Here is a 12498-nt window from a genome sequence, read left to right as displayed (position 1 = left end):
CCGTTACAACCGGTACGCGATGGTCTTCATGACCTTGGAGGCCAGCGCCATCACCGATGGGATCGGGGCGGGCAGCCTGCGCGCCCCGGCATGCTCGGCGTGGTCGGCATGCCGGGCCTCGTCGATCTTCATCACCTTGATCACCTCGCGGCTGCGCAGGTCGGCCGGCGGCAGGGTGTCCAGGTGTTCGTCCAGATGGGCTTCCACCTGGCGCTCGGTTTCGACCACGAAGCCCAGGTTCCAGCCGTCCCCGCGCAGGCCGGCCAGGGTGCCGATGGTGTAGCTGCCGGCATACCAGATCGGGTTGAACAGGCTGGGACGGCTGTCCAGTTCGCGCAGGCGCTGGGCGCACCAGGCCAGATGGTCGGTCTCTTCCTGGGCCGCATCGAGCAGGTGGGCGCGGGTTTCCGGCTCGCGGGCGACCGCGGCCTGGCCGAAGTACAGGCCCTGGGCGCAGACCTCGCCGACGTGGTTGATGCGCATCAGGCCGGCGGCGTGGCGGCGCTCGGGCGCGGCCATCTGCACGTCCGGGGTGCCCTCGGCGGGGTAGGGGCGGCTGGCCGGCGGATTGCCGAACACCGTATCCAGGGCCCGCTGGGCTTCGGTCAGCAGGTGGTCGAGCGGGGTGATCTGGCGGAGCGCGGTCATGGCAGGCGGTGTCGCGGCGGGGGACCGTCGATTCTCGCCCCATGGGGCCGGTGTGCCAAGCCGGGATCGGGGTCAACTTGCATGTGGTGGGGATGGCCAGTACAATCCCGCCTCTTCACAACGCGTGGCAGAGTTCCGGCCGTACTGCGCCGTAATGAGCCCGACCTACTTGAGTTCTTTCATGAGCACTTTCACTGCAAAGTCCGAGACCGTCCAGCGCGACTGGTATCTCGTCGACGCTTCCGGCAAGACGCTGGGCCGTCTGTCCACCGAGCTGGCCCGCCGTCTGCGCGGCAAGCACAAGCCGGTCTACACCCCCCACGTTGATACCGGTGATTACCTGGTTGTCATCAATGCAGAAAAGATTGCCGTCACCGGCAACAAGCTGCAGGACAAGCTGTACCACCGCTTCACTGGCTACATCGGCAACCTGAAGACCGAAACTCTGGCCCAGGCGCTTGAGCGCCACCCGGAGCGCGTCATCGAGACCGCCGTCAAGGGCATGCTGCCGAAGGGCCCGCTGGGCCGCGCCATGTACCGCAAGCTCAAGGTGTACTCGGGTTCCGAGCACCCGCACGCCGCTCAGCAGCCCCAGGTTCTGGATATCTAATCATGGCTATCACGCAAAACTACGGCACCGGCCGCCGCAAGTCCTCCACCGCCCGCGTGTTCCTGCGCAAGGGCGCCGGCAACATCACCGTCAATGGCCGTCCGCTGGACGAGTTCTTTGGCCGTGAGACTGCACGCATGATCGTGCGTCAGCCGCTGGAACTGACCAAGAACACCGAAACCTTCGACATCATGGTCACCGCTGCTGGCGGTGGTACCACCGGTCAGGCCGGTGCGATCCGTCTGGGCATCGCCCGCGCGCTGATCGAGTACGACGAAACCCTGAAGTCCGAGCTGCGCAAGGCTGGCTTCATGACCCGTGACGCCCGTGAAGTCGAGCGTAAGAAGGTCGGCCTGCACAAGGCACGTCGCGCCACCCAGTTCTCCAAGCGCTGATCCATCGCGCCTGGCGTGGGATCCTTCGGGATCCCCCTGGGAGGTACGCAAAAGCCCGGCTTCGGCCGGGCTTTTGTCGTTTTCGGGGGTGGGTGTCCCCTCCAGGGGCGCGCGCCGTCAGGCGCGGGGATGTGGCAGGGGAGGGCCGGACCCCATACCTTGCTGCGCAAAGTGTGGGGTCCGGGCGCTTCGCGCCCGGACAAACGCGCCAACAAACAGAAAAGGCCGATCTTTCGATCGGCCTTTTCTGTTTGTTTGGCTGCCCCGGATGGATTCGAACCACCGAATGCCTGAGTCAGAGTCAGGTGCCTTACCGCTTGGCGACGGGGCAAAATGTGCGTGCAATTATTGCACTTTCTCCCTGAAAAACCAAGCGAACTTGGTGGCTATGGGTGGACTCGAACCACCGACCCCAGCATTATGAGTGCTGTGCTCTAACCGGCTGAGCTACATAGCCTCAGGGAGCCGGTAATTCTGGAGATGTATCTGGAATCTGTCAACACTTTTTCACCGCGCTTGTGAGTGGGCAGCGGGCGTGGCACAGTCCCGATCAGTAGATTTTTCTAGGAGTCCGCATCGTGATCGATCCGGACGGCTATCGACCGAACGTCGGTATTGTGCTGATGCGGCAGGATGGGCAGGTTTTCTGGGCACGACGCGTGCGCCGGGATGGCTGGCAGTTCCCGCAGGGCGGCATGAACACCGACGAGACGCCTGTCGAAGCCATGTATCGCGAGTTGCAGGAAGAGACCGGGCTGTTGCCGGAGCACGTTGAAGTGCTCGGGGCGACGCCGGGTTGGCTTCGCTATCGGCTGCCGGCACGGGCCATCCGCCGCAATGAACGGCAGGTCTGCATCGGCCAGAAGCAGGTGTGGTTCCTGCTGCGGCTGGCCGGGGACGAATCCCACGTCACCCTGGACCATACCGACAGCCCCGAATTCGACCAGTGGCGTTGGGTCGACTTCTGGTACCCGGTGGAGCACGTGGTGATGTTCAAGCGGGGCGTCTACGCACGCGCCCTGCGCCATCTGGCGCCGCTGGCCCGGGGAGTGGCCGGGACGGGGGTGGAATCGATGCCGAAATCCGCCCAGGAAGCCTGGATGCCCGGCAATGCGGCCGGCCACGACCGGCCACGCAAGCGCACCACGCCCAAGCGGGGCGGCGGCTACTGGCCGCGCAAGACCAAGGGCGAGCCGGGCGCGGTCTGAGCGATCCCGGTGGCCGTGAACCGTATCGAGAATGATTCAGGTTCGAAATTGACAACCATTCTCGTTTCGATTGGAATAGCAGCAGGCCGATCCGGGCCTGCCTGCCGAGTCCGCACGTGTACGTCTGCATCTGCAACGGGGTTACCGACCATCAGATCCGTGAAGCCGCCCAGAGCGGTGTCGCGAGCGTGTCCGAGTTGACGATGCGGACCGGCTGCGGCGCCACCTGCGGCTCCTGCCTGGACATGGCGGCGGACCTGCTGGCCAAGTTCAGCGCCACCCACGATCTGCCCCTGCCGGTCCTGGGCCTCCAGGCCGCCTGACCGGGCGGCGTGCCCGCGAGCCGCCGGCCGCCCAGGGTGGGCTTGCCACCCTTCTGCCGGGTCGCAACTGAGCACGATTCGCGTTCCTTCATGCTCCCGCGCGACGCGCTACAGTGCCCGCGATTCCACGCAGCAGGAGCACGCTCATGAAGGGCGACGCGAAAGTCATCGAATTCCTCAACAAGGTCCTCTACAACGAGCTGACCGCCATCAACCAGTACTTCCTGCACGCCAAGATGCTGAAGAACTGGGGCCTGAAGGAGCTCGCCGATCACGAGTACAAGGAATCGATCGAAGAGATGAAGCATGCGGACATCCTGTCCGACCGCATTCTCTTCCTCGAAGGCCTGCCGAACTTCCAGGCACTGGGCAAGCTGCGCATCGGCGAGAACCCGGCCGAGATCCTGCAGTGCGACCTCGCCCTGGAACGCGATGGCGTGGTGACCCTGCGCGAAGCGGTGGCCTATGCCGATTCGATCGGTGACTACGTCAGCCGCCAGCTGTTCGTGAAGATCCTCGAGTCCGAGGAAGAGCATATCGACTGGCTGGAAACCCAGCTGGATCTGATCGAGCGCATCGGCGAACCGAACTACCTGCTGACCAAGATCGAAGACTGAGTCAGCCCTGCAACGGGGCGCGCAGGCGGGCGTGATAGCCGCCCAGCGCGATCCGTGCACGCGCGAACTCGGCGATCAACAGCGCCACCGCGACCGCGGGGCGCTCCAGCGTGCCGGCGCGGGCATCGTGCTCGATCCGCCAGGCCGCGGCCGACAAGGCCATCGCACCCACATTCGCACTGGCGGATTTGAGGCTGTGCGCCAACGCGCGCAGCTGGTCCAGATCCGCGGCGACCGAGGCGTCCTGCAGCTGCCGGATCAACGGTGGCGTGTCATCCAGGAACACGCCGATGATGCGCGCGGTGTCGGCGCCGATCACCTCCAGCAGTTCATCCAGCACCTCCTGATCGAGCACCGGGGCCGGTGACTCGTCGCGGGTTGGCGAAGCGGCGGGCGGAGCCGGCGCGTGCTGAGGCAGGGACGGTGGCTGCACTGCCGGGTCATCGGCCATCGCACTGCCCCAGCGCGCCAGTACGGCCTGCAGCGTTTCGCGGTTGATCGGCTTGGACAGGTAGTCATCCATGCCGGCCTGCAGGCAGCGTTCGCGGTCGCCGGCCATCGCGTTGGCGGTCATCGCCACGATCGGCAACCGTGCGGTGCCGCGCGGGGCCTCGTGCGCACGCCAGCGGCGGGTGGTGTCGTAGCCATCCAGCACCGGCATCTGGCAATCCATCAACACCACATCGAATGGCCGCGCGTGCAGCGCCGCCAGCGCCTGCTCGCCCTGCGTGGCGGTCTCCACCTCGCAGCCCAATACCTGCAGCAGGCGTTGGGCGACCAGCAGGTTCACGCTGTTGTCCTCCACCAGCAGCACGCGCAATGGGAACTGCGGCAGGGCCATGGGCGAGCCGGCGTACTCCACCTCGGCCAGCAGCGCGGCCGGCCGGGCGCTGGCGACCACCGGCCTCAGCAGTGCATGCAGCTCGCTGTCTGCAACCTGCCGCGGCAGCGCCGGTCCCGGGCCGAGGGCCTCGGGCGCGGGTGCCTCCTCGCCGTACAGCCACAACAGCTGCGCTCCGGCATGCCGCTCGTTGCCGACCAGCGCCTTCTGCAGCGCCTGGGTGCCGTGACGCAGGCCGTCAGTGTCGGCGATGACCCAGGCCAGCACCGGGTCGATGCCGGGGCGCTGCGGCGCGCGCAGGGCGTCGATCGCTTCGGCGGCGGTCTCCACCGTGTGCAGTCGCAGGTCATGGTGCTGGGCCACGCGCTCGATGCGCTGGGCCAGCAACGCATCGCGCGTGATCAGCAGGGCGCGGCGCACGGTGCCGATGGCGGGCAGGTCGCCGATCACCTTGAGCAACGGGATCTCGAACCAGAACGTGGCGCCCCGCCCGGGCGTGGAATGCACGCCGATGCGGCCGTGCATGAGATCGATGATGCGCTTGCAGATCGCCAGCCCCAGGCCGGTGCCGCCATACAGGCGCGTGGTCGAGGCATCGGCCTGGCTGAAGGACTGGAACAGGCGCGCCTGCAGGGCGTCATCGATGCCGATGCCGCTGTCGGCGATCTCGAACCGCAGCTGGTGCTGTGCGTTGGTCTCGCCCTGGCGCTGCACGCGCAGCCGGATCTGGCCGCGCTCGGTGAACTTGATCGCGTTGACCAGCAGGTTGCTGAGCACCTGGCGCAGCCGCACCGGATCGCCGCGAACCGACAGCCGCACCGCCGGGTCCAGCTCGAGCGACAGCTGCAGGCCCTTGGGATCGGCGGCACGCTGCATGAGCTGCACCAGTCCTTCCAGCAGCTCGCGCAGGTTGAACGTGGTGATCTCCAGGTTCAGGCCCCTGGCTTCGAGCCGGGAGTAATCGAGGATGTCATCGACGATGCGAAGCAGCTGCTGCGAGCTGGTCGCGGCGGTCTGCAGCATCTGCCGCTGGTCGCTGCCGAGCTGGCCGCGCGCGATCAGGTCCAGCATCGGCAGGATGCCGTTGAGCGGCGTGCGGATCTCATGGCTCATCGTGGCCAGGAACTCACCCTTGGCCAGCGCCGCGGCTTCGGCGGCCTGCTTGGCGCTGAGCAGTTCCTGTTCGAGCTGGTTCTGCTGCTGCCGGCGTTGTTGAAGGTGATCGCGCTCCAGCAGCAGCGACTCGCTGCGCTGCTGCAGGGTGTGGAGCTGATCCTGCGTCTCCCGCCAGCGGCGCACCACCTGCAGCGCAGCCAGCAGCGCCAGCACGCCGGTGCCCGCGGCGATGTCGATCCAGGGGCCATTGGCGCCGATCCGCGCCATCACGCCGGCGGTCGCGCAGGCCGCGGCCGACCCGGCGGCGATCCACAGCGAGGCCGGGGGGGGCGAGGGGGCTGGCCGTCCGTGGCGTCCCATGCTCAGAGCACCGAGTTCTGGAAGTCGAAGTTCAGTTCGCTGCCGGCGGACTGGACCATGTTGCCCTGGATGAAATCAACGCCGCTGATCCACATCGCGGCCGCGGCCTGCGGATCTTCGATCTGCTGGCCGATGATGCGCAGCCCGGCGCCGTGCGCCCGGTCGATCGCTGCGCGCAGTTCGTCGCGGGTCTGCTGGTTGGCATGGCTGTGGGAGAAGCGCGCGGCCATGCGCACATACGCCAGCGGCAGCTGCGCCATCAAGGCGTTGGCCTCATCGCCCGGCTCGAACTGGCTCAGGCAGAAGCGCACGCCGGCCGCATGCATGCGCGTGCAGAACTGCTGCAGGGTGACGGTGTGGATCAGGGCATCAGGCAGGCGCACGTCGATGACCAGCGCGCTGCCGTCGATCTGGCGGCTGGCCAGCGACTCCAGCAGCCAATCGCCGAACGCATCGCGGGCCAGCGTGCGCAGCGACTGCGAGACGAACAGGTGCAGCGGTTGTGCGGCGTGGCGATACAGATCCAGCAGGCCCAGTGCGTGGTCGAGCACCTGCTGGTCAAGATCGGCGATGCGCCCGGCCGCTTCGGCCGCCGGAATCACCTGGCCGGCGGCCAGCACACTGCCATCGGCCTGGCGCAGCCGCAGCAGCACCTGGTACTGCGCGGTGTTGCCGCCGGCGACGGCGACGATGGGTTGATAGGCCAGTTCCAGTTGCCCTTCCAGCAACGCAAGATGTTCCTGTGCGGCCACATCTTCGCGACGCACATAGGCGGCCACGCCGGCGGTCAGCAGGCGCGCCTGCAGCGTCGTGCGTTCGACCGCTTCCAGCGCGCTGCCCGCATCGGAGAAGCCCGGCGAGAGCTGGGCATGGCCGACCACGCCGCGCAGGTGCACCGATTCGTCATCGCGGATCACGAACGCGCGCGTGGACAACTGTTCGCGCAGCGCGTGCGCCATCGTATCCAGCGTGTCCTCGTCGGCATCGCGGGCCAGGACCAGGAAGCTGTTGTCGTTCAAGCGCGCCAGCAGGTGCGGTTGCGCGGCATCGGCCAAGCGTTGGCCGGCCTGGGTCATCAGCCGTTCGAAGGCGGCATAGCCATAGCGTTCGCGCAGGCCGAGCGCACTGGCGATCTCGATGAAGAACAGGCCGCCGCGATCGCGGTGCGCGAGCGAGGTGCCCAGCTCCTGCATCACGTGATGGCGGGTGGGCAGGCCGGTCTCGGGATTGTTCATCGCCGGCGCACCCGCGTTGCCCGCCTGCGAGGCGGCCTGCGCACGGGCGCGGCGGATCCGGTTGGAGACGGCCGCGATCAGGTGGCGCGGGCGGATCGGCTTGCTGAGGAAATCATCGGCACCGCTGTCGAGTACCTCGAACTGGCGCTCCGGATCCGGGTCGCCACTGAGGAACACGATCGGCAGCAGCTGCTGGCCAGGCTGCTGGCGGATCAACGCGGTCAGGCGCATGCCGTCCAGGCCGGGCAGGTGCAGGTCCATCAGGATCAGGTCGGGGCGATGCTCGGCGATGGCCTGCTGCACGCCTTCGGCATCGCCGTGCACCAGCGCCTGCATGCCGGCGCCGTGCAGTACGCTCTGTGCGAACAGCGCCTGCGAGCGGTCGTCTTCGACGATCAGGACGCGGTATGGCGAATCGATGCCTGGCGGCACCAGGTCGCTGGCATCGGTGGTCATTGGCGGCAGCAACGGCGGCGGGCTGGCCGGCACGGGATTGAGCGCGACGACATTGCTGTGCGGCAACGCGGCGGGCGTGGCCTGGCGTTGCCAGCGCTGCCAGTGCTCGGCCGGCGGCGTTTCAGCGCGCACGGCGCGGGCGGGTGCAACAACGTTGTCGTGAACGGCCATCCGTACTCCCAGTCTGCGCCGCAATTATGCGATGAACGCCCGGAGGCAGGGCGCGCCTTACCGGGGCAGGGTGCCCGGTTTCACCTGCGTCTGCCCACTGTCGGCCTGGCGCATCAGCCAGCGCATCCCCTTCCACAGCGTCCGCCAGATCATCCACACGATCAACGCGCCGATCAGGCTGCATGCCACCACCAGGATCAGCGCCAGCCACGGGTGCGCCAGTGCGAGCGCCAGCCCGCCGACCACCACGGTGTCTTCGGCCGCCGAGGCGACCCAGTTGCTGGCCGGTTCGGGCGAGGTGTTGAGCAGGGCACGGGTGCCGGACTTCAGCCCGTGGCTGGCCAGCGCCACGCCGGCCCCGGCCACCAGGGCGGTACCGCTGAGTTCACCGCTGGGCGAGAGCGTGGCCGCGGCCAGGAACGCACCTGCCGGTACCCGGGCCAGGGTCTGGACCAGGTCCCAGACTGAATCGACCCCGGGGATCTTGTCGGCGAAGAACTCGGCGATGGCCAGCGCGGCCGAGGTGCCCAGCACCCACCACGATTCGGTGGCCTGCAGCGCGGGCGGCAGGTCGACCCAGCCGAGCAGGCCGGCCAGCCCCACGCCGAACACGGTCAGGTACACGCGGATACCGGCCAGCCAGGCCAGCAGGATGCCGATCACGAACAGGTGGGCTTCGGTCATGGCACGCGCTCCGGTGGCAGAATGTGCACAGGCGCACACTATCGTGGATGACGTCCATGAACGCTACTGCCCGGATCCCGAGCCTGCGCGGACAAGGCCTTTCCCCTGACTTACACTAGCCCGTCGTTCCAGACAGGGGCCGTTGCGACAGCGCCGGCAGGCGCGGTCGCCCAGGACTGCCATGAATAAGCCCACACCTTCCCGCATCCAGATCCGTCGGCCGGGCACGCCGCCCGTGCAGGACCGCAAGCGCCTGCTGGTGCTGGGCGGTGCCTGGCTGCTGTCGCTGATCCTGGCCGCGCTGCTCGGCGCCTGGCTGGGCTCGCCCGGCGGCGACGTCGGCACCCAGCTCAAGGCCGCCGAGACCCGCAACGAGCGCCTCCAGCAGCAGCTCATCGAACTGCAGCAGCGCCAGGCGACCCTGCAGGCCTCCGACCGCATCAGCCGTGCTGCCAATACCGAGGTCCAGGCCTCGCTGGGTGAGCGCGATGAAGAGATCGCCGGCCTGCGCGCCGACGTGGCCTTCTACGAGCGCCTGGTCGGGGCGACCAGCCAGCGCAAGGGCCTGAACACCCATTCGGTGGAGTTTTCGCCGGAAACCGGCGGCACCTGGCAGTACGCCGTGGTGCTGACCCAGAACCTGAACCGCGGGGCGATCAGCCAGGGGCAGATGCGCTTCACCGTGGAAGGCGTCAAGGACGGCAAGCTGACTTCGGTCAGCTGGGACGAGCTGCACCAGCGCACCAAGGTACCGGGCCAGGACTATTCCTTCCGGTACTTCCAGCAGCTCACCGGCAGCGTGATGCTGCCCCAAGGCTTCACCCCGCAACGTGTGCGGGTCACGCTGGGATCGGGCGCGGGGGGCGCCACCCAGGTATTCGATTGGAAACAGGCCGGGGCACCGGCGGCATCGGCAAAAGAAGGGGAGTAAGCCCATGTTTGGCAGCAACAAGTCCAACCGCGACGGACATCTGGTCGTGGACGCGCTGATCGGCGCGCAGGTGGTGATCCGCGGGGACGTGGAATTCAGCGGTGGCCTGTATGTGGAAGGCACCATCCTGGGCAAGGTGATTGCCCAGGACGGCGCCAGCAACGCCACCCTGACGGTGGCCGAGCACGGCGCCATCGAGGGCGAGATCCGCGCCCAGGTGGTGGTCATCAGCGGCCGCCTGGATGGGGATGTGCACGCCACCGAGCGGGTCGAACTGACCCCCAGCGCCCGGGTCACCGGCAACATCCACTACCAGGTGGTGGAAATGCACGCCGGTGCCCAGCTGACCGGCCGCCTGATCCACACCTCGGCGCAGATGGCCCTGCCGCCGCCGTCCGGGGATGCGGACGAGGGCAAGGGCAAGGACACCGCCGCCCGCAGGAAGCTGGCCGAGGCGATGGCCTGAATCGCGCCGGCGCCACACCTTGAAACCGTGCTCATGCAGCCCCATGCTGGGGGCATGAGCACGCTTGTTTCCCTGCCCGGCGCACCCGCCGCCGCGCCGAACTACCAGTCCCTGGACCGTCCGCTGAACTTCACCGAGGCCGCTGCGGCCAAGGTCAAGGAGCTGATCCAGGATGAGGGCAACGCTGCCCTCGCCCTGCGCGTCTACATCGAAGGCGGTGGCTGTTCCGGCTTCCAGTACGGGTTCGAGTTCGATGAGAACCGGGCCGAGGACGATCTGGCGGTGGATACCGCCGGCGTCACCCTGCTGGTGGATCCGCTGAGCCTGCAGTACCTGATGGGCGCCGAGGTGGATTACACCGAGAGCCTGACCGGCGCGCAGTTCGTGATCCGCAATCCGAACGCGAAGACCACCTGCGGCTGCGGCAGCAGTTTCAGCATGTGATGCGCGCGCAACCGGCCTGAGGCTCGGTTGACGCTTGCCAGTCCCGCCGAATGTGGGCAGGCTCTTGCGATGTCCAAATTCTCTTCGCAGCTTTCCGGTTTCGCCTTCGTCAGCGAGCCGTTGGAGCGCGCCGATACCCTGCGCGATGACGCCGATGCGTTGTTGCGGCTGTGGCCGGACGCGCGCGTATTGGTGCTCGACCAGGACGGTACCGCACTGGCGGGCAACGACGGCCAGCCCCTGCCACTGACCGGCGCCGAGCTGGGCGGTGGCCCGGGTACCGCGATCTTCCTCGGCCTGCGCGGCGAGCAGGCGTGGTTCTCGATGGAGGCCGCCGGCCTGTCGGTGACGGCCCCGCAGCGGGTCGACCTGCGGCAGTCCGCCGCGACCTGGTCCATCGCCGATTCCACCGCCTTCTGCTACGCCCGTGGCATGTCCTACTGGCAGTCGCGCACCCGCTTCTGCGGGGTGTGTGGCGGCGCGGTGACCTTCAGCCGCGGCGGCTTCGTCGGCCGCTGCGGCCAGTGCGCAACCGAACATTACCCGCGGGTGGATCCGGCCGTGATCGTGGCCGTGGAAAACCAGGGTCGGCTGCTACTGGGCCGCCAGGCCAACTGGGCCCCGCGTCGCTATTCGGTGCTGGCCGGCTTCGTCGAGCCCGGTGAATCGCTGGAGCAGACCGTGGTCCGTGAGGTGTTCGAGGAAAGCCGGGTGCGCGTGCGCGAGTGCCGCTACCTCGGCACCCAGCCGTGGCCGTTCCCCGGCGCGCTGATGCTCGGCTTCGCCGCGACGGCCGAAGACGACGTGCCGACCGTGAACGGCGAGCTGGAAGATGCCCGCTGGTTCACCGCCCAGGAAGTGGGCGCTGCCCTGGCCCGGGATGTCGAGGACGACGGCGAAGGCATCCGCCTGTCCCCGCCGATCTCGATCTCGCGCAGCCTGATCGAGCACTGGTACCGCCAGCAGGTCGCCTGACCGTCGCCTGCCGTTGCCGCGGGCTGAACACGCGGCGCGTTACATTACCTACGGCCCGGGGAATTGCCGGGCCGCAAGGCATAGTAGCGGCGCGTTCCACGTCCCGAGCCGGAGGCTTACATGTTCACCACCCTGGTCGCCGTGCTGGTTGCCTTGGCCCTGGGCCATGTCGCGCCGGGCGCGGCCGTCGCGCTGCGGCGGTTCGGCCTCTACCGGCGCTGGCTGCAGTGGCTGGACCGGCATGCCGCCGAAGACGGCGCCTGGCGCGGACGCAAGGGTGCCTGGCTGGCGGTGCTGCCGTTCGTCGTGGTGCTGGGCCTGATCCAGTGGCTCTTCGATGATCGGGTGTACGGCCTGCCGTCACTGCTGCTGGGCGTGCTGGTGCTGGTGATGTGCTGGGGCCCGCGCGACCTGGACCGCGATGTCGAGGCGGTGATCGATGCCGATGACGCCCATGCGCGTCATCTGGCGATCGCGCAGCTGCAGTCCGCCGGTGGCAGCCTGCACGAAGACGTCCCCTCGCTCGTCGAAGCAACGGTGCTCAACGCGCTGCGGCGCTGGTTCGCGGTGCTGTTCTGGTTCCTGCTGCTGGGCCCGGTCGGCGCGCTGCTGTATCGCCTGCTGGCGTTGCTGGCGGTCGGCCCGATGCGCTCGCTGGCCAGCGTGGAAGCGGTCGCCGGTGCACGCGTGGTGCTGTCCTGGCTCGAATGGCCGGTGGCGCAGCTGATGTCGCTGTCGATGGCGCTGGTCGGCAACTTCGATACCGCATTCAAGGCGTGGCGCGAGGCGCATGGCAACCAGTGGGCCGCCTCCACGCACTTCCTTGGCGCGGTCGCGCGGGCGAGCGTCAGTGCCGAGCTGCGCGAGGATGCGCACGATTACAGCGATGCGGGCATGGTGCCGGTATGGCGTCGGCTGCCGGAACTGCGCGATGCGATGAGCCTGGTGTGGCGCATGCTGCTGCTGTGGATGGCGGTGCTGGCGCTGCTGGTGATCGCCGGCTGGGTCACCTAGCGGT

General features: G+C 68.1%; 13 protein-coding genes, 2 tRNA genes and 1 pseudogene. 10 read left to right on the top strand and 6 right to left on the bottom strand.

Annotated features, from left to right (window positions below):
- Positions 1–3: 3 nt before the first annotated feature.
- On the bottom strand, positions 4–648 hold the full coding sequence (coq7, locus tag OC373_RS16265; protein WP_019185317.1) for a 2-polyprenyl-3-methyl-6-methoxy-1,4-benzoquinone monooxygenase: 645 nt from the start codon (positions 646–648) through the stop codon (positions 4–6).
- A gap of 181 nt (positions 649–829) precedes the next feature.
- Between coq7 and rplM the strand changes: the two genes are divergently transcribed.
- Positions 830–1258: a 50S ribosomal protein L13 gene (rplM, locus tag OC373_RS16260; protein WP_017354548.1), complete on the top strand. Its 429-nt coding sequence runs from the start codon at positions 830–832 to the stop codon at positions 1256–1258.
- Between the two features lie 2 nt (positions 1259–1260).
- Positions 1261–1653, top strand: a complete 393-nt coding sequence (gene rpsI / locus OC373_RS16255; protein WP_019185318.1) for a 30S ribosomal protein S9 — start codon at positions 1261–1263, stop codon at positions 1651–1653.
- Positions 1654–1909: 256 nt separating this feature from the next.
- On the opposite strand, the gene OC373_RS16250 is transcribed toward rpsI, so the two are convergent.
- Both OC373_RS16250 and OC373_RS16245 read right to left on the bottom strand, forming a co-directional pair.
- Positions 1910–1984 (bottom strand) — tRNA-Gln (locus OC373_RS16250).
- A gap of 49 nt (positions 1985–2033) precedes the next feature.
- Positions 2034–2110, bottom strand: a tRNA-Met gene (locus OC373_RS16245).
- Between the two features lie 121 nt (positions 2111–2231).
- Between OC373_RS16245 and OC373_RS16240 the strand changes: the two genes are divergently transcribed.
- The 3 genes from OC373_RS16240 (at position 2232) to bfr (ending at position 3801) form a co-directional block, all read left to right on the top strand.
- Complete coding sequence (locus tag OC373_RS16240) at positions 2232–2861, top strand: RNA pyrophosphohydrolase (RefSeq protein WP_019185319.1); 630 nt, start codon at positions 2232–2234, stop codon at positions 2859–2861.
- A gap of 116 nt (positions 2862–2977) precedes the next feature.
- On the top strand, positions 2978–3184 hold the full coding sequence (locus tag OC373_RS16235) for a (2Fe-2S)-binding protein (RefSeq protein WP_019185320.1): 207 nt from the start codon (positions 2978–2980) through the stop codon (positions 3182–3184).
- A gap of 146 nt (positions 3185–3330) precedes the next feature.
- Entirely contained in the window at positions 3331–3801 is a 471-nt protein-coding gene (gene bfr, locus OC373_RS16230; protein WP_070426108.1) for a bacterioferritin, read from the top strand.
- Position 3802: 1 nt separating this feature from the next.
- On the opposite strand, the gene OC373_RS16225 is transcribed toward bfr, so the two are convergent.
- From OC373_RS16225 to OC373_RS16215, 3 genes are read right to left on the bottom strand one after another with little or no spacing between them, the layout of a single operon-like run.
- On the bottom strand, positions 3803–6118 hold the full coding sequence (locus OC373_RS16225; protein WP_261998089.1) for an ATP-binding protein: 2316 nt from the start codon (positions 6116–6118) through the stop codon (positions 3803–3805).
- A gap of 2 nt (positions 6119–6120) precedes the next feature.
- Positions 6121–7980 (bottom strand): EAL domain-containing response regulator, encoded by a 1860-nt coding sequence (locus OC373_RS16220; protein ID WP_261998088.1) that lies wholly within the window; start codon positions 7978–7980, stop codon positions 6121–6123.
- A gap of 57 nt (positions 7981–8037) precedes the next feature.
- The gene (locus tag OC373_RS16215; RefSeq protein ID WP_019185324.1) at positions 8038–8664 is read right to left on the bottom strand and encodes a DUF4126 domain-containing protein; all 627 of its coding nucleotides are present in this window, start codon (positions 8662–8664) and stop codon (positions 8038–8040) included.
- Between the two features lie 181 nt (positions 8665–8845).
- On the opposite strand from OC373_RS16215, the gene OC373_RS16210 reads away from it, so the two are divergent.
- From OC373_RS16210 to ampE, 5 genes and pseudogenes are all read left to right on the top strand, one after another.
- On the top strand, positions 8846–9595 hold the full coding sequence (locus OC373_RS16210) for a DUF6776 family protein (protein ID WP_019185325.1): 750 nt from the start codon (positions 8846–8848) through the stop codon (positions 9593–9595).
- A 4-nt stretch (positions 9596–9599) separates the two neighbouring features.
- Positions 9600–9965 (top strand): annotated as a pseudogene (locus OC373_RS16205) (polymer-forming cytoskeletal protein); the annotation flags it as partial.
- A gap of 150 nt (positions 9966–10115) precedes the next feature.
- A complete protein-coding gene (erpA, locus tag OC373_RS16200; protein ID WP_019185327.1) occupies positions 10116–10505 on the top strand; it encodes an iron-sulfur cluster insertion protein ErpA in 390 nt (129 codons plus the stop codon).
- A 69-nt stretch (positions 10506–10574) separates the two neighbouring features.
- Positions 10575–11480 carry an NAD(+) diphosphatase gene (gene nudC / locus OC373_RS16195; RefSeq protein WP_070426105.1) on the top strand — a complete coding sequence of 302 codons (906 nt, stop codon included), beginning with the start codon at positions 10575–10577 and terminating at the stop codon, positions 11478–11480.
- Positions 11481–11600: 120 nt separating this feature from the next.
- A complete protein-coding gene (gene ampE, locus OC373_RS16190) occupies positions 11601–12494 on the top strand; it encodes a regulatory signaling modulator protein AmpE (RefSeq protein ID WP_019185329.1) in 894 nt (297 codons plus the stop codon).
- Positions 12495–12498: the final 4 nt, after the last annotated feature.

It is taken from the genome of Stenotrophomonas sp. Ste96, from assembly GCF_024519495.1.
GTDB lineage: Bacteria > Pseudomonadota > Gammaproteobacteria > Xanthomonadales > Xanthomonadaceae > Stenotrophomonas > Stenotrophomonas bentonitica_A.
This window is presented reverse-complemented; position numbering and strand designations above follow the sequence as displayed.